Genomic DNA, 17128 nt, shown 5'->3' with positions numbered 1-17128 from the left:
CCACCCTTGCCCTACAATTCGCCAACATCCTGTAACCTTCGTAATTAACCGAAAAATACGCGGCTGGACTGTTGCAGACGCCGCAACGTACGATCACGCATCCCGTCGCGGGACCGCGCCGCGAGCCGTGAGCGCCGTCAAAAAGGCCTCGCCGATCCGTGATGATTCCGCATTGCGTTAACATCTCTGTCCCGCGCCTCGGATAGCATCGCGCTAAATATTGCGCGGCGCGCGCCGCCACGACCGCCTGACATGCCGCCCATATGCCGGCCCGCCGTCTTTCTAACGGCGGCGACCGTATCGGCGGCTCACATCACAAAGCCAGCCACCTGACCGAACCGATGGACGAACAACAAAAGCACCCGGAAACCCAACGCCCTGCCGCTTCCCAGCCGTCCGCGAGCGGCGCGCAATCGAGCGCGCCCGGCGCGGTGAAACGCCACCGCGGCCGCACCGTCGCGCTGATCGTCGCGGCGCTGGTCGTGCTCGGCGTCGTACTGTGGCGCTGGCATCCGTGGGCCGGGCCCGGCAGCGGCGCGAGCGCGCCGGGTGCCGAGAGCGGCGCGCGCAGCGGCCGCCTCGGCCGGGGCGGTCCGAACGCGATGGCCAACATGCCGCAGCCGGTGCACGTCGCTGCCGCGACGCACGGCGAGATGCCGGTCGTGCTGACCGCGCTCGGCACGGTCACGCCGCTCGCCACCGTCACGGTGCTGCCGCAACTGAGCGGCGTGCTGCAGGACGTCTATTTCAAGGAAGGCCAGATGGTCAAGAAGGGGGACGTGCTGGCCCAGATCGACCCGCGCCCGTATGAGATTTCGCTGCGCAACGCCGAGGGCACGCTGGTGCGCGACCAGGCGCTGCTCGCCACCGCGCGTCTCGATCTGAAGCGCTATCAGACGCTGCTCGCGCAAGACTCGATCGCGAGTCAGCAGGTCGACACGCAGGCGTCGCTGGTGCGGCAATACGAAGGCACGGTGAAGGCCGACCAGGCGAACGTCGACAGCTTCAAGCTCGACCTCGTGTACGCGCGCATCACCGCGCCGGTGTCGGGGCGCGTCGGTCTGCGTCAGGTCGACCCGGGCAACTACGTGACCTCGGGCCTCGCCAACGGCATCGTCGTAATTACACAGCTCGATCCGATCAGCGTAGTGTTCTCGACCTCCGAAGACAATCTGCAGCAGATCATCCAGCACACGCGCAACGGCGAGTCGCTGTCGGCCACCGCGTACGACCGCAGCAACACGCATCCGCTCGAAGTCGGCTCGCTGAAGACGATGGACAACCAGATCGACACGACCACCGGCACGATCAAGCTGCGCGCGATCTTCGAGAACAAGGACAACGGCCTGTTCCCGAACCAGTTCGTCAATACGCGCCTGCTCGTCGATACGATCAAGGACGCGGTGATCGTGCCGACCTCGGCGGTGCTCAACGGCTCGATGGGTGCCTTCGTGTACGTCGTGAAGCCCGACAACACGGTCACCGTGCGCCAGGTCAAGGTCGGCCCGGTCGATGGCGAGCGCACCAGCATCCAGTCGGGTCTCGCGGTCGGCGAGCGCGTCGTGACCGACGGTTCGGACCGGCTGCGCGAAGGCGCGAAGATCACGATCCCGGCCGAACGGCCGCGTGGCGCGTCCGGCGCGCACGGCGCGAGCGCTCCCCCGGGCGCCGCGGCCGCCTCGGGCGCGCACGAGCGTCGCGGCCGGCGCGCGTCGCAAGCATCGCAATAAAGTAAAGCCACGGCACTTACCGCATGAATCCATCCCGCGCTTTTATTCTGCGTCCCGTCGGCACCGCGCTGCTGATGGCGGCGATCATGCTGGTCGGCCTCGTCGCGCTGCGCTTTCTGCCGCTGTCCGCGCTGCCCGAGGTCGACTATCCGACGATCCAGGTGCAGACCTTCTATCCGGGTGCGAGCCCGGACGTGATGACCTCGTCGGTGACGGCGCCGCTCGAGCGGCAGTTCGGGCAGATGCCGTCGCTGAACCAGATGTCGTCGCAAAGCTCGGCCGGCTCATCGATCATCACGCTGCAGTTCAGCCTCGACCTGCCGCTCGATATCGCCGAGCAGGAAGTCCAGGCGGCGATCAACGCGGCGGGCAACCTGCTGCCGTCCGACCTGCCCGCGCCGCCGATCTACGCGAAGGTCAACCCGGCCGACGCGCCGATCATTACACTCGCGATCACGTCTAAAACGCTGCCGCTCACGCAGGTGCAGGACCTCGCCGACACGCGTCTCGCGCAGAAGATCTCGCAGGTCGCGGGGGTGGGTCTCGTGAGCCTGTCGGGCGGCCAGCGCCCGGCGATCCGCATTCAGGCGAACCCGCGCGCGCTCGCCGCGTACGGGCTGAATCTCGACGACCTGCGCACCACCATCTCGAACCTGAACGTCAACACGCCGAAGGGCAATTTCGACGGCCCGACCCGCAACTACACGATCAACTCGAACGACCAGCTGACCGACGCCGACGAGTACAAGAGCGCGGTCGTCGCATACAAGAGCGGCCGCCCGGTGATGCTGACCGACGTCGCGAGCATCGTGCCGGGTCCGGAGAACACGAAGCTCGGCGCATGGGTTAACGACACGCCCGCGATCATCCTGAACGTGCAGCGCCAGCCGGGTGCGAACGTGATCCAGGTGGTCGACAGCATCAAGGCGCTGCTGCCGCGCTTGCAGCAGTCGCTGCCCGCCGCGCTCGACGTCGAGGTCGTCACCGACCGCACCACGACGATCCGCGCGTCGGTGCGCGACGTGCAGTTCGAACTGGCGATGTCGGTCGTACTGGTCGTGCTGGTGATGTACCTGTTCCTCGCCAACATCTACGCGACGATCATTCCGAGCCTGTCGGTGCCGCTGTCGCTGATCGGCACGCTCGCCGTGATGTACCTGTGCGGCTTCTCGCTGGACAATTTATCGCTGATGGCGCTGACCATCGCGACCGGCTTCGTCGTCGACGACGCGATCGTGATGATCGAGAACATCGCGCGCTACGTCGAGGAAGGCGACAGTGCGCTCGAAGCCGCGCTGAAGGGCTCGAAGCAGATCGGCTTCACGATCATTTCGCTGACGGTCTCGCTGATCGCGGTGCTGATTCCGCTGCTCTTCATGGGCGACGTGGTCGGCCGCCTGTTTCATGAATTCGCGATCACGCTCGCGGTGACGATCGTCATTTCGGCGGTCGTGTCGCTGACGCTGGTGCCGATGATGTGCGCGAAGCTGCTGCGCCACACGCCGCCGCACGACAGTCACCGTTTCGAGGCAAAGGCGCACCGCTTCATCGACTGGGTGATCGCGCGCTACGCGGTTGCCCTCACGTGGGTGCTGAACCGTCAGCGCTCCACGCTGGTCGTAGCTGTCCTCACGCTGGTGCTGACCGGCCTGCTGTACGTGTTCGTGCCGAAGGGCTTCTTCCCGGTGCAGGACACCGGCGTGATCCAGGCGATCACGCAGATGCCGCAGTCGGTGTCGTTCGCGTCGATGGCCGAGCGCCAGCAGGCGCTCGCCGACCAGATCCTGAAGAATCCAGACGTCGAAAGCCTGACCTCGTTCATCGGCGTCGACGGCAGCAACATCACGCTGAACAGCGGCCGCATGCTGATCAACCTGAAGCCGCGCGACGACCGCAGCAACACCGCGAGCGAAGTGATCCGGCAGTTGCAGAAGGACGTCGCGCATATTCCGGGCGCGTCGCTGTTCATGCAGCCGGTGCAGGACCTGACGATCGACTCGACGGTGAGCCCGACGCAGTATCAATTCATGCTGACCGATCCGAACATCGGCGAATTCACGACGTGGGTGCCGAAGCTGGTCGAGCGCCTGAAGCAGTCGCCCGAACTCGCGGACGTCGCGACCGATCTGCAGGACAACGGCCGCTCGGTATTCATCGAGATCGACCGCGCGACCGCCGCGCGCTTCGGCATCACGCCGGCCACGATCGACAGCGCGCTGTACGACGCGTTCGGCCAGCGCATCATTTCGACGATCTTCACGCAGTCGAACCAGTACCGCGTGATTCTCGAAGCGCAGCCGACGATGCAGCACTACACCACGTCGCTGAATTCGATCTACCTGCCCTCTTCGACGTCGGCGGGCGGCCAGGTGCCGCTGTCGTCGATCGCGAAGTTCATCGAGCGGCCCGCGCCGCTGCTGGTCACGCACCTGAGCCAGTTCCCGGCCACCACGGTGTCGTTCAACCTCGCGCCGGGTTCGTCGCTCGGCGCGGCCGTGAAGGCGATCGAACAGGCGGAAAAGGACATCGGCCTGCCCGCGTCGTTCCAGACGCGCTTCCAGGGCGCGGCGCTCGCGTTCCAGGCGTCGCTCGCGAACACGCTGTTCCTGATCCTCGCGGCGATCGTCACGATGTACATCGTGCTCGGCGTGCTGTACGAGAGCTTCATCCATCCGATCACGATTCTGTCCACTCTTCCGTCGGCCGGCGTCGGCGCGCTGCTCGCGCTGCTGATCACCGGCCACGATCTCGACATCATCGGCATCATCGGCATCGTGCTTTTGATCGGTATCGTGAAGAAGAACGCGATCATGATGATCGACTTCGCGCTCTACGCCGAGCGCGAGGAAGGCAAGCCGCCGCGCGAGGCGATCTACCAGGCGTGTCTGCTGCGTTTCCGGCCGATTCTGATGACCACGCTCGCCGCGCTGCTCGGCGCTCTGCCGCTGATGCTCGGCACCGGCGCGGGCTCGGAGCTGCGCCGGCCGCTCGGTATCGCGATCGCCGGCGGCCTGATCGTGAGCCAGCTGCTGACGCTGTTCACGACGCCGGTGATCTACCTCGCGTTCGATTCGCTCGGCCGCAGGCTGCGCGAGCGCTTTAACCGCGGCGATTCGTCCGGTAGCGCCACACCGCCCGCCACCGATGCAGGGAACTAGGCGATGAACCTGTCGCGTCCGTTTATTTCCCGCCCGGTCGCCACCACGCTGCTGGCGATCGGCATCGCGCTGTCGGGCGTCTTCGCATTCACCAGACTGCCGGTGGCGCCGTTGCCGCAGGTCGACTTCCCGACCATCTCGGTGCAGGCGACGCTGCCGGGCGCGAGCCCGGAGACCGTCGCGACCAGCGTCGCGAGTCCGCTCGAGCGGCACCTCGGCTCGATCGCCGACGTCACCGAGATGACGTCGCAAAGCTCGGTCGGCTCGACGCGCATCACGATGCAGTTCGGCCTGAACCGCGACATCGACGGCGCCGCGCGCGACGTGCAGGCCGCGATCAACGCGGCGCGCGCCGACCTGCCCGCGAGCCTGCGCAGCAATCCGACCTACCACAAGGTCAACCCGGCCGACGCGCCGATCCTGATTCTCGCGCTGACGTCGAATACGCGCACGCCCGGCCAGCTCTACGACTCGGCCGCCACGGTGCTGCAGCAGTCGCTGTCGCAGGTGCAGGGGGTCGGCGAAGTGGACGTGAGCGGCTCGGCGAATCCGGCGGTGCGCGTCGAGCTGATGCCGCATGCGCTGTCGCATTACGGCATCGGCCTCGAGGACGTGCGCGCGGCGCTCGCGTCGGCCAACGCGAACAGCCCGAAAGGGGCGATCGAGTTCGGCGAGAACCGCGTGCAGCTGTACACCAACGACCAGGCCACCAAGGCGTCGCAGTACAAGGATCTCGTCATCGCCTATCGCAATGGCGCGCCGGTCAAACTCTCCGACATGGGCGAGGTCGTCGATTCGGTCGAGGACCTGCGCAACCTCGGCCTCTTCAACGGCAAGCAGGCGGTGCTCGTGATCCTGTACCGGCAGCCGGGCGCCAACATCATCGAGACCGTCGACCGCGTGAAGGCGATGCTGCCCCAGCTGCACGCGTCGCTGCCCGCCGACGTCGAAATCTCCCCGACCTCGGACCGCTCGACGACGATCCGCGCGTCGCTGAAGGACACCCAGCGCACGCTCGTGATCGCCGTCGCGCTCGTTGTGATGGTGGTGTTCCTGTTCCTGCGCAACTGGCGCGCGACGCTGATTCCGAGCGTGGCCGTGCCGATCTCGATCATCGGCACGTTCGGCGCGATGTACCTGATGGGCTTCTCGCTCGACAATCTGTCGCTGATGGCGCTGACCATCGCGACCGGCTTCGTCGTCGACGACGCGATCGTCGTGCTCGAAAACATCTCGCGCCACATCGAAGACGGCGTGCCGCGCATGAAGGCCGCGTTCCTCGGCGCGCGCGAGGTCGGCTTCACGGTGATGTCGATCAGCATCTCGCTCGTCGCCGTGTTCCTGCCGATCCTGCTGATGGGCGGCATCGTCGGGCGGCTGTTCCGCGAGTTCGCGCTGACGCTGTCGCTCGCGATCGCGGTGTCGCTGATCGTCTCGCTGACACTGACGCCGATGATGTGCTCGCGCCTGCTGCGCGAGCCGCACGAGAAAAAACAGGAAAGCCGCTTCGGCCGCTGGCTCGAACGCGGCTTCACGTCGATGCAGCGCGGCTACGAGCGCACGCTCGGCTGGGCGCTGCTGCATCCGAGGCTGATCCTGCTCGTGCTGCTGCTGACCATCGGGCTGAACGTCGTGCTCTACATCATCGTGCCGAAGGGCTTCTTCCCGCAGCAGGACACCGGGCGTCTGATCGGCGGCATCCAGGCCGACCAGAGCACGTCGTTCCAGGCGATGAAGGGCAAGTTCTCGCAGATGATGGAGATCGTCAGCAAGAACCCGGCGGTCGACAGCGTGGTCGGCTTCACCGGCGGCCGGCAGACCAACTCGGGCTTCATGTTCCTATCGCTGAAGCCGAAGAGCGAACGCAAGCTGTCCGCCGACCAGGTGATCCAGCAGTTGCGCGCACCGCTCGGCGACGTGGCCGGCGCGCGCACCTTCCTGCAGGCGGTGCAGGACATCCGCGTCGGCGGCCGGCAATCGAACGCGCAGTATCAGTTCACGCTGCTCGCCGATTCGACGCCCGATCTGTACAAGTGGGGGCCGAAGCTCACCGAGGCGCTGCAGGCGCGCAAGGAGCTCGCGGACGTGAACTCCGACCAGCAGCAAGGCGGTCTCGAAGCGATGGTGACGATCGACCGCGCCACCGCCGCGCGCCTCGGCATCAAGCCCGCGCAGATCGACAACACGCTGTACGACGCGTTCGGCCAGCGCCAGGTGTCGACGATCTACAACCCGCTGAACCAGTATCACGTGGTGATGGAAGTCGCGCCGCGCTACTGGCAGAGCCCGGAAATGCTGAGCCAGATTTACGTCAGCACCTCGGGCGGCAGCGCGAGCGGCGCGCAGACCACCAACGCGCCGGCCGGCACCGTGACGTCCAGGGCGACCAGCACGGGCGCAACGACGAGCGCGGCAACCGGCGGCACCGCAGCCACCACCGCGACGAGCGCGGCCAGCATCGCGGCCGACTCCGCGCGCAACCAGGCGATCAACTCGATCGCGGCGAGCGGCAAGTCGAGCGCGTCGTCGGGCTCGCCGGTGTCGACCGCGAAGGAAACGATGGTGCCGCTGTCGGCGATCGCGAGCTTCGGGCCGGGCACCACGCCGCTGTCGGTCAATCACCAGAGCCAGTTCGTCGCCTCGACGATCTCGTTCAACCTGCCGCCGGGCGTGTCGCTATCCACCGCCACGCAGGTGATCTACGACACAATGGCCGAAATCGGTATGCCCGCCACGATCCACGGCAGCTTCCAGGGCACCGCGCAGGCGTTCCAGCAGTCGATGTCCGATCAGCCGATCCTGATCCTCGCCGCGCTCGCGGCGGTGTATATCGTGCTCGGCATCCTGTACGAGAGCTACATCCACCCGCTGACGATCCTGTCGACGCTGCCGTCCGCGGGCGTCGGCGCGCTGCTCGCGCTGCTGCTGTTCAAGACCGAGTTCAGCATCATCGCGCTGATCGGTGTGATCCTGCTGATCGGCATCGTCAAGAAGAACGCGATCATGATGGTGGACTTCGCGATCGACGCGTCGCGCAAAGGGTTGTCGTCGCGCGACGCGATCTACCAGGCCTGTCTGCTGCGCTTCCGGCCGATCATGATGACCACCTTCGCCGCGATGCTAGGCGCGTTGCCGCTCGCGTTCGGCAGCGGCGAAGGCGCGGAGATGCGCGCGCCGCTCGGCATTTCGATCGTCGGCGGGCTGATCGTCAGCCAGATGCTGACGCTCTATACGACGCCGGTCGTGTATCTGTACATGGATCGCATCCGCGTGCGCTGGGAGGCGAGAAAGGCGCGCCGCACGGGTGGCGCGGCGCCGACCTCGTCATGATGTCGTGAAGGCGGCGCTCACAGCTTCTGCTCGATGGCCAGCGAAAAGATCCGCTGCCATCGGCGCGCCGCCCGCTCGTTCGACATCGGCACGAGCCACTCGCCGCGCCGTGCGTCCTTGACCTTCACGGCGAGCCGCGCCTGCGCGTCGCGGCCCTGTGCTTCGGCGCCGAGCAGATCCGCGAAGATATACGCGCCCTGCTCGTCGCCGACGCGAATCTCGCAGAGCCGCTTGGCCGCCGCGAGCCGCACCGACCCCCAACTGCCCTTCAGCTCGTGCGTCCAGTCGCCGTCGCGCACGTTCGGCGCGACTTCGCGGCGCCGCTGCCGCCAGTAAGCGAGCGCACCGGCAATCAGCAACGCAACCAGGACCGCCACGCCTTCCGCCACCGCCAGCCCGAAACTGGCCTGCAACGCATCGAAGGCGCGTACCGCGCCGTACCCCAGCGCAACCAGCGCGATCAACGCAACGAGAATCGGCATCGCAAGCTCATCCGGTAAATGGTTTTGCCTGGCACGGGCCTCACACGAGCAATGCGCGAAGCCGGCGCGGCCCCTTCACTGACCCTTGTGCGCGGCCGCCCATTCCTTGAGCGCGTTCAGCGTGTTCTCGACATGCTTGTCGGGCTGCAGGCTCGTGTATTCGTAGATGATCTTGCCGTCGGGCGAGATCACGTACGACACGCGATTCGCCATGCCGGCCTTCATCGGCATGGCCGCGTCGTATGCGTCGATCACCTTCGCGTCGGCGTCGGCCGCGACCGGGAATTTGCTGCGGCATTCGCTGACCGAGAACTTCGTCAGCGTATCGATGTTGTCGTGCGATACGCCGATCACAGTCGCGCCGTACTTTTTGTACTCGTCGACCGCATCGGCGAACTCGTGCGCCTCGATCGTGCAGCCCTTCGTGAACGCGGCCGGATAGAAGTACAGCACGACCGGCCCCTTCTTCAGCTGATCGGCGAGCGAATACGTGTAGGTCTTGCCGCCGAGCGAGGCCTCGGCAGTGAACGGCGGTGCCGTATCGCCGGGTTTCAGGGTTGCCGAGGCGAGCGGCGAATGCATTGCGAATCCGAACACCATGACGGCGGCCAATACCGCCGGTATGTGTTTTGTCTTCATCTGCTCCTCCATGCGTGAGCGCACGCAGTTGATCCCGTCCATCGAACACAGCTTCGGCCGGCGTCACAGGGCGCCGCTGAACGGTCTATTGGACCACGGATGCGCACGCGGCGTCAGTCGCCGCCAGGACCACAAGCCAATCGAAAGAATGCGGCGCGCGGGCCCGGCGCATCAAGCGTCCGGCTCCGCCACGTGCGCGCCGAACCACGCCGCCGCCGACAGGTTCAGCTGCGATAGCACGTCGGGCGTCAGTGCGTGGAAGCCCGCCGCCGTCGCGACCGGCGCGGCGTCGCCGCCCTCGCCCGCGACCTCGGCGATCAGCAGCAGCGCGCCCAGCTCGCCCTTGCGCGCGACGATCGCCTCGCGGATCTGCGGCGCGAGGCCGAGCTTTTCGAGCACCGCGTCCGGGGTGCTGTCGAGCACGATGTGCACCAGCGAAAAGATCCCGGTCATGAACGCGGCATCGGCGAATTCGCCGTCGGCCGGACGCAGCCAGTTCGCGGCGAGCTCCATGAAGCGCGAGCGCGTCGCGGCCAGTTGCACGAGCGGATCGGCGCGCCACGGCAGGTCGCCGGTATCCGCGTACAGCAGCAGTTGCGCCCAGCGCGCGATCTGCCGCGTGCCGGTCGCGATGATCGCCTCGCGCAGCGACGCGATGTTGCGCCCGAGGCCGAACGCGCTCGAATTGACGAGCCGCAGCAGTTGCACGACTACGCCCGGATTGACCTTCAGCTCCGCCTCGAGCTCGACGATGCCGGCGTCGCGCGAGAGCAGCGCGAGCAGCCGCAGCAGCCCCGGGCGCAGCGAGCGGTTGCGCGGCGCGGCCAGCACCTGCGGCCGCGCGAAGAAGTAGCCCTGAAACAGATCAAAGCCGAGCTCGTGCGCGAGCGCGAAGTCCTCGCGCGTTTCGACCTTCTCGGCGAGCAGCGTCTTGCCGTAGCCGCGCAAGGCCGACGCGAGCTCGGCGACCTTGCGGCGCGGCGTTTGCAGGAAGTCGATCTTGACGATGTCGGCGTACGGCAGCATCGCCTTCAGCTCGTCGGTCAGGTCGTGCACGTCGTCGAGCGCGACCTGGAAACCGGCGCAGTGCAGCTCGTCGAGCCGACGCGCGAGCGAGGCGTCGTAACGCACGGTTTCGAGGATTTCGAGCACGAAGCGCTCGGGCGGCATCAGATGGACGATGTCGCTAAAGAGCAGCGCGCGGTCGATATTGACGAAGCCGCGATGCTGGCCGAGCACGGCCGGCACGCCGATTCCGCCGATCGTGCGCGCAACCACCTGCGCGGTGGCCTGCGCGTCGTCGCTGATTTCGGCGTAGTTGTAGGTGCCGGCGCGGAACAGTAGCTCGTACGCGTGAAGCGCCCCATCGCGATCCAGAATCGGCTGGCGGCCGACGTAGACATACTGCGGGACCGCGTCCGGGTACCCGCGCTCAGAATAGCCGGCCGACGCGCCGGCGGAGACATCACGCACCTCGACGTCCCGCGGGACGGGCCGTGGGGCGCTGGCGGACCTGATGACGGAGCGTTCGAAGATGGATCATCGGTGCAAGGTTCGGAAAGTCTACGCAGCGCGACGCCATCAGCGTCGCCAAATTAAGGGAGATTCGCCGTATTAACGGCCGCGAAGCGGCGTCACTTTAACTGAATCGTCCCAGCGACGGCACCGGGCGCCTCATTACCGGATCTTTTCTCCGCGCGCAGCTAAAGATTTCCCCGCTTGCGTCGTTATCTCGTTCTGATGGGGCGGCCTGCTATTTCCCGGCCGCCCGGACCGGCGGACAAGCAGCCCAGCCCGCGGACGAACCCAGGTTGCCAGCGACGAACATGGAAGCGAACACGATCACCGCGCCCCGCCGGGGCTCCTTGCGCACGGTCATCGACCGGCTGCGGGCGTTCGGCCGGCGCGAGGACGACGACCGGCCGAGCAGCGCGAACCGCCCGCCCCCACTGGAACAGGTGGTCGGCGCGGTCGACCTGCTTGCGCACGTCGACGATGCGTTGCGCTTCATCTACGTGTCCGACGCGAGCCTGCGCTTCATCGGCTATCACCGCGAATACCTGAAAACCGCGACGCTGCCCGATCTGGTCGCCCCCGCCGACGTGCCGCGCCTCGATGCGCTGCTCAAGCAGGCGGCAGCCTCGGGCAGCGTCGAGAAAGCGACGCTCGGGCTCGTCAAGTCGCTGACCTATCCGATCACGGTCGAGTTGCGGGTCGTGCGCAGCAACCATGACGGCGTCGACGGCTACGCGATCGCCGGCTTCGACGTGTCGTCGTGGCGCGCGACCGAAGAGCGGCTGACCCAGGCGCTGCATCTGGACCGGCTGACCAGTCTGCCGAACCAGTCGGGTCTGGTGCATGCGCTGCTCGACGCACAACAGAAGGCCGACGCGCACGGCACGCCGGTCGCGCTGCTGCTGCTCGATCTCGACGACTATCAGCGGGTGAACCGCGCGCTCGGCTACGACGCCGGCGACGAGATGCTGCGCGATACGTCACGGCGCCTGTTGAACATGACGAGCCCGAACGAAACGATCGCGCGGATCGCCAGCGACGAGTTCGCGATCCTCGTGAAGCCGGCCGCGAGCCGCACCGACGCGGCCGCCGCCGCCGAAGCGCTGGCGCGGCGCCTGTTGACCGCGATCCAGCAGCCGTATGTGTTCAACGGTCAGCAGGTCCACCTGTCGGCCAGCATCGGCATCGCCCTGTACCCGGACGTGCGCCACGCCAACGACACCGGCGGCCACGACACGCACCTGCTGCGCTGGGCCGACCACGCGCTGCTGCAGGCGAAGGCCGCGGGCGGCAACACGCTCGCGTTCTACGTGCCGGACGACAACCCGGCCGACGCCGAGCGTCTGAAGCTCGAGGCCGACCTCTACGACGGCGTACGCAACGGCGAGTTTTCGCTACACTTCCAGCCGATCACGAGCAGCCGCACGCGGGGCGTGGTCGGTGTCGAGGCGTTGATCCGCTGGACGCATCCGGTGCACGGCCTCGTGCCGCCGTCGATGTTCATTCCGCTCGCGGAGTCGATCGGGCTCATCAACTTCCTCGGCAACTGGGTGATGAAGGTCGCGTGCATGCAGCTGATCCAGTGGGACGCGAAGGGCATCCCGCTGCAGTACGTGGCCGTCAACGTGTCGCCGCAGCAGTTTCGCGATCCGCGCTTCAAGGACTCGGTGCGCGAGGCGATCGAGCTGACCGGCATCGATCCGCGCCGGCTCGTGTTCGAGATCACCGAAAGTCTGCTGATGCACGACCCGGCGCACGCGAAGGGCTTGCTCGAAGACCTGACCGCGATGGGCATCCGCTTCGCCGTCGACGACTTCGGTACCGGCTATTCGAGCCTCGCGTACCTGCAGCGCTTTCCGCTCGCGAAGCTGAAGATCGACCGGAGTTTCGTCGAGAATCTGCTAACCTCGCGAAACGATCAGGCAATCGTTAGCGCTGTCGTCGGCCTTGCGCAGACGCTCGACCTCGAACTGGTTGCCGAGGGCGTCGAAACGGAAGCGCAGCGCACCCTGCTCACCGAGATGGGCTGCGATCACATTCAGGGCTGGCTCGTCTGCAAGGCGCTGCCGTCCGAAGAGCTCGCGCAGCGCTTCGAAACGCGCGAGCTTCAGCTGCACGGCGCGTAACGGGCGATGCAGACACGACGCCCAGGCAGCGGAACAAGCCGGCTCACGACCGGCACGGCATTCACTGGAACACGTATGGCTTTTGCGGGACACACATGGTAAAGGCGGCAGTGCTCGACCGGCTCTGGACGCGAATGAGCGAGCGCGGCGATTTCCCTATGCTGTCGCAATCGCTGCGCACCACCATGGCGGCAGTGACCAACGACGACCTCGACTTCACCGGCCTCGTGCAAGTGGTGCTGTCGGACTTCGCGCTCACGCAGAAGGTGCTGCGGCTCGCGAACTCGGCGATGTACATGGCGTTCGGCGGCAATATCACGACCGTATCGCGCGCGCTGATGGTGCTCGGCATGGATGCGGTCGGCCACCTAGTAGTCGGTCTGAAGATCGTCGATCACTTTCATCAAAGCGTGCCGCGCCGCATCGACGCGAAACTCGAATTGAACCGCACGCTGCTGTCGGGCTGCGTCGCGCGCAAGCTGACCGAGCGCGGCGACCTGCGCGCCGGCGAGGAAGCGGTGGTCTGCACGCTGATGCGGCAAATCGGCAAGCTGCTGGTCGTGTTCTATCTCGACGCCGAGTGGGACCAGATTCGCCGCCATATCGACGGCGGCGCACTCGAAGCCGATGCGTGCGTGCTCGTGCTCGGCGTCACCTTCGATGAAATCGGCGCCGAAGCGGCGGTTCGCTGGCGCCTGCCCGACACGATCCGCTCCGGCATGGGCGAGTTCGATCCGGAGGACGTGACGCAACCGCGCCAAGTGCAGTGGCTGCGCGCAATCACCAACTACTCGACCGCGGTCGCCGACGTGCTCACGCAGCAGAACATGCCCGAGGGCGAGCGCGAGGCACGCATCGGCGAGCTTGCGCACGAGTACGGCAGCGCGCTGAACACCGACCCCGAGGTGCTGCTGCAGATGAGCGTCGCGCTCGCGCGCGAGGATGGCGGCGACAGCGTGATGCGCGAAATCGTCGAGCTGCGCGCCAATGCCGATGCGATCGCGCGCGAGGCGCTCACGCCCGAGGCGCGCATCGAGGTCGGCGTGAAGGACTTGCGCGGCCTGCCCGAGGGCAGCCCGCTCGCGCCGGCGCTCGCGATGGCCGCCGAGACTGTGCTCGCGGCGCTCGGCTTCGCGCGCACCGTGGTCTACGTCAAACATAGCAACGGCACGTTCAGGGCGCGTCTCGGCTTCGGGCCGAAGATCGACGTGGCGCTGCCGAAGCTCGCGTTCAACACCGCGTTCGAGCCCGACGTGTTTCATCTCGCGATCGCGAACTCGGTGGGCATTTTCATCGAGAATGCGCGCGATCCGAAGATGGTCGCGCGGCTGCCCGAGTGGTTCCGGCGTTCGTTCGACGACGCGCGCGCGTTCGTGCTGCTGCCGATCATCGACGAAACCGATCAGACCGTCGCGCTGCTCTACGGCGACTGGTCGCATACGCAGGAGGCGCGCCGCATCTCACAGAAGGAGATGGGCGTGCTCAACGAACTGGCAAAGGAGTTAGGACGTTTTTTCGGCCGGGGGCAGATGCGGGAAATGGAGACGATGTGAAGACCTGGCGTGATCGCTGATCACTCCGCTTCACTTTGATTCTTTCCGTGTTTGCCCGAAAACGATTTTATGCGGGCATCCGTGGGGCTTTCACCCCACTCAATCCTCGATCCGCTCCAGCCCTTCCGCGCTGCGATCCGCAACACCGGCCCACGCGCCGGCCGCGAGACCCATCTGCGCGACCTCTTCCAGCGTCAACGGCGCAAGACGTTCGGACAGCGCGGCGACGCGCTCCCATGCGCCGCCTTCGAGCGCCTCGACCGCGCTCAGCAACAGACCCAGCCTGCCCTCGCGATGCAGGATCGCGGCCTGGATCGGCCGCGACAGCGTGAGGATATTCAGCGTTTTCTCGAGCGAGCCGCCGAACACCGCATCGACGAACGAAAACACGCCGGTCAGGAAGGCCGCGTCGGCTTCGTCGCGGCCCGCCTCGGGCATGCGCTCGATCGCGAGCTCCATGAAGCGCGCGCGCGTGGCCGCGAGTTGCAGCAGCGGATCGTCTTCGAGCGCGACCTTGCGGCCGTCGGCATAGAGCAGCAGCTGCGTCCAGCGCGCGATGCGATCGGTGCCCGTCGCGTTGATCGCGTCGCGCAGCGTCGTCACCTTGTGACCGACCGCGAGGCCGCTCGAATTCGCGAGCTTCATCAGATGCATGACGAGCACCGGATTGAGCTTCAGCTCGGCTTCGAGCTGCGCGACCGTCGGGTCGCCCGCGAGCAGTTGCAGCAGATTGAGCAGCGCGTGGCGCGGCGCGCTGACGCTGCGCGTCGACGCGCTTTGCGCCCGCGCGAAGTAATAGCCCTGGAAGCGGTCGAAGCCGAGTTCATGCACCGTTTCGAAGTCGGCCTGCGCATCGAGACCCGATGCGAGCAGCAGCTTGCCCGCCGACTTCAGCACGCTCGCGAGCTTCGACAGCAGCGCGCGCGGCGTGCGCGGGACGTCGATCTTGACGACTTCGGCGTACGGCAGCAGCTTCGCGAAAGTCTCGTCGGGCTGCGTGACGTCGTCGAGCGCGAAGCGGTAGCGACGGCCATGCAGATACACGATACGCGCGATCAGCTCGTCATCGACTTCGAGCGATGAAGGCAGCTCGAGCATGAAGCGCTCGGCGGGCAGTCTCAGGATCGCGTCGTCGAGCAGCAGCTCGCGGCTCACGTCGACGTAGGCCGGATGGCCGGTCAGCGCGCCGCGCACGTCGCTTTGCACGAGCCCGCGCACGATCGCGCGCGCGACGCGTTGCACCGGCGTAGGCGCGCGGCCCGGCAACGCGTCCGCGTCGGCATGAGGATCGGTATTGGTTCGCGGGGCGCTGAGGTCTGCGTCGGCGAGCGGCAGCTCGGGCGCTCGCACCTTGATCTCGTACCCGCACAGCATGCCGTCCCGATTCAGAATGGGCTGCCGCGCGTAGCTGGCGATGAGCGACGCGTCGTCGGTCGTGCCGCTGTGGCTCAGAGTCTCGATTGCGATGGTGGTCATTCCGGTCCCCCGCTCGGCGCCGCTGGCGCCTGGCCGCTATGTTCTGTTTTTCGCTGCACATAGGCGCGTTTCCGTGACGTTGGAAGCTCGTCGACGCGCGGCAGCGTGCGTCGCAATTTTATCGCAGCGTCATTGGGCACGAACAGGCTTACAGGGCAATATCTCGAAATATTTGTTGAACGTTTGCGACACGCGTGCAAAAAGCAAAACGGCCGCATCAGCGGCCGTTTTGCAGAGTCAGATGCAACGTTACTTCAGCACGACTTTCACGTCGAAGTATTTGGCGGCGAGGCGGTCGATCGTGCCATCGGCCTTCAGCTCCTTCAACGCGCCGTTCAGCGCATCCTTGAGCGCCTTGTCGTTCTTGCGCACGCCGTAGCCTACACCCGCGCCGAGCAGCTTGTCGTCGCTCACGGCCGGACCGGCGAACTCGAAGCCCGCGCCTTGCGGCTTCTTCAGAAAGCCCTTCGATGCCGCTTCGGCGTCCTGGAACGACGCGTCGAGACGGCCCGACGCGAGGTCCGCGTAGATCTGGTCCTGAGTCTGATACGGCACGATGTCGACACCGGCCGGCGCCCAGCGCGCCTTCGCATAGGTCTCCTGGATCGTGCCCTGCAGCACGCCGACGTGCTTGCCCTTCAGCGATGCGGGCGTCGGCTGCAGAGCGCTGCCCTTCTTCGCGATCATCTGATTCGGGATCGTGTAGATCGGATCGGTGAAGTCGATCGCCTGGCGACGCTGGTCGGTGATCGTCATGTCCGAGTTGATCGCGCTGAACTTGCGCGCTTCGAGCGCCGGAATCAGACCGTCGAACGAATTCTCGACCCACACGCATCTGGCCTTCAGCTTCGCGCACACGGCATTGCCGACGTCGATGTCAAAGCCTTGCAGCTCGCCCGCGGGCGACTTCGATTCGAACGGCGCGTACGACGCTTCGACGCCGAAGCGCACTTCCTTGATCTCAGCAGCCGACGCGGTGCCTGCGGTCAACGCCGCCGTCGCGAACAGCGCGAGCGCGGCCAGGTTGGGCCAATTCTTCTTCATTACGGGTGTTCCTTTACGGTGTTGACTGAAACGGAGCCGATTTCGCGCGCACAGGCGGATGACGCCTGCCGCGCT

10 protein-coding genes are annotated in these 17128 nt (G+C 66.4%); 5 read left to right on the top strand and 5 right to left on the bottom strand.

Annotation, left to right across the window (positions count from 1 at the left end; translation table 11 throughout):
- Nucleotides 1-341 precede the first annotated feature (341 nt).
- From AB3X89_RS24525 to AB3X89_RS24515, 3 genes are read left to right on the top strand one after another with little or no spacing between them, the layout of a single operon-like run.
- Nucleotides 342-1730 carry an MdtA/MuxA family multidrug efflux RND transporter periplasmic adaptor subunit gene (locus AB3X89_RS24525; RefSeq protein WP_368585580.1) on the top strand — a complete coding sequence of 463 codons (1389 nt, stop codon included), beginning with the start codon at nt 342-344 and terminating at the stop codon, nt 1728-1730.
- 23 nt (nt 1731-1753) lie between these two features.
- On the top strand, nt 1754-4888 hold the full coding sequence (locus tag AB3X89_RS24520; protein WP_368585579.1) for an MdtB/MuxB family multidrug efflux RND transporter permease subunit: 3135 nt from the start codon (nt 1754-1756) through the stop codon (nt 4886-4888).
- A gap of 3 nt (nt 4889-4891) precedes the next feature.
- Entirely contained in the window at nt 4892-8218 is a 3327-nt protein-coding gene (locus AB3X89_RS24515; RefSeq protein WP_368585578.1) for an efflux RND transporter permease subunit, read from the top strand.
- 17 nt (nt 8219-8235) lie between these two features.
- Here the strand turns inward: AB3X89_RS24515 and AB3X89_RS24510 are convergent, their stop codons facing one another.
- From AB3X89_RS24510 to AB3X89_RS24500, 3 genes are all read right to left on the bottom strand, one after another.
- Nucleotides 8236-8700, bottom strand: a complete 465-nt coding sequence (locus AB3X89_RS24510; RefSeq protein WP_368585577.1) for a hypothetical protein — start codon at nt 8698-8700, stop codon at nt 8236-8238.
- A gap of 75 nt (nt 8701-8775) precedes the next feature.
- Nucleotides 8776-9339, bottom strand: coding sequence for a peroxiredoxin (locus tag AB3X89_RS24505; protein WP_368585576.1), 564 nt, complete (start codon nt 9337-9339; stop codon nt 8776-8778).
- Between the two features lie 171 nt (nt 9340-9510).
- Complete coding sequence (locus AB3X89_RS24500) at nt 9511-10812, bottom strand: EAL and HDOD domain-containing protein (protein ID WP_368585575.1); 1302 nt, start codon at nt 10810-10812, stop codon at nt 9511-9513.
- A gap of 353 nt (nt 10813-11165) precedes the next feature.
- Between AB3X89_RS24500 and AB3X89_RS24495 the strand changes: the two genes are divergently transcribed.
- Together AB3X89_RS24495 and AB3X89_RS24490 are read left to right on the top strand one after the other, a co-directional pair.
- Nucleotides 11166-12980 carry a putative bifunctional diguanylate cyclase/phosphodiesterase gene (locus AB3X89_RS24495; RefSeq protein ID WP_368585574.1) on the top strand — a complete coding sequence of 605 codons (1815 nt, stop codon included), beginning with the start codon at nt 11166-11168 and terminating at the stop codon, nt 12978-12980.
- A 95-nt stretch (nt 12981-13075) separates the two neighbouring features.
- On the top strand, nt 13076-14533 hold the full coding sequence (locus tag AB3X89_RS24490) for an HDOD domain-containing protein (RefSeq protein WP_368585573.1): 1458 nt from the start codon (nt 13076-13078) through the stop codon (nt 14531-14533).
- Nucleotides 14534-14632: 99 nt separating this feature from the next.
- Here the strand turns inward: AB3X89_RS24490 and AB3X89_RS24485 are convergent, their stop codons facing one another.
- Together AB3X89_RS24485 and AB3X89_RS24480 are read right to left on the bottom strand one after the other, a co-directional pair.
- Nucleotides 14633-16009, bottom strand: a complete 1377-nt coding sequence (locus AB3X89_RS24485; RefSeq protein ID WP_368585572.1) for an EAL and HDOD domain-containing protein — start codon at nt 16007-16009, stop codon at nt 14633-14635.
- 249 nt (nt 16010-16258) lie between these two features.
- Nucleotides 16259-17053 (bottom strand): ABC transporter substrate-binding protein, encoded by a 795-nt coding sequence (locus tag AB3X89_RS24480; protein WP_368585571.1) that lies wholly within the window; start codon nt 17051-17053, stop codon nt 16259-16261.
- Nucleotides 17054-17128 lie beyond the last annotated feature (75 nt).

This window comes from Paraburkholderia sp. BR14320, from assembly GCF_040948665.1.
Lineage (GTDB): Bacteria > Pseudomonadota > Gammaproteobacteria > Burkholderiales > Burkholderiaceae > Paraburkholderia > Paraburkholderia youngii.
Note: the sequence above shows the minus strand (reverse complement) of the source record. Positions and strands in the feature narration are given on the sequence as shown.

Coding starts and splice junctions, on each gene's coding strand:
- AB3X89_RS24525 (WP_368585580.1), top strand. CDS start 342: ATGGACGAACAACAAAAGCACCCGGAAACCCAACGCCCTGCCGCTTCC.
- AB3X89_RS24520 (WP_368585579.1), top strand. CDS start 1,754: ATGAATCCATCCCGCGCTTTTATTCTGCGTCCCGTCGGCACCGCGCTG.
- AB3X89_RS24515 (WP_368585578.1), top strand. CDS start 4,892: ATGAACCTGTCGCGTCCGTTTATTTCCCGCCCGGTCGCCACCACGCTG.
- AB3X89_RS24510 (WP_368585577.1), bottom strand. CDS start 8,700: ATGCCGATTCTCGTTGCGTTGATCGCGCTGGTTGCGCTGGGGTACGGC.
- AB3X89_RS24505 (WP_368585576.1), bottom strand. CDS start 9,339: ATGAAGACAAAACACATACCGGCGGTATTGGCCGCCGTCATGGTGTTC.
- AB3X89_RS24495 (WP_368585574.1), top strand. CDS start 11,166: ATGGAAGCGAACACGATCACCGCGCCCCGCCGGGGCTCCTTGCGCACG.
- AB3X89_RS24490 (WP_368585573.1), top strand. CDS start 13,076: ATGGTAAAGGCGGCAGTGCTCGACCGGCTCTGGACGCGAATGAGCGAG.
- AB3X89_RS24485 (WP_368585572.1), bottom strand. CDS start 16,009: ATGACCACCATCGCAATCGAGACTCTGAGCCACAGCGGCACGACCGAC.
- AB3X89_RS24480 (WP_368585571.1), bottom strand. CDS start 17,053: ATGAAGAAGAATTGGCCCAACCTGGCCGCGCTCGCGCTGTTCGCGACG.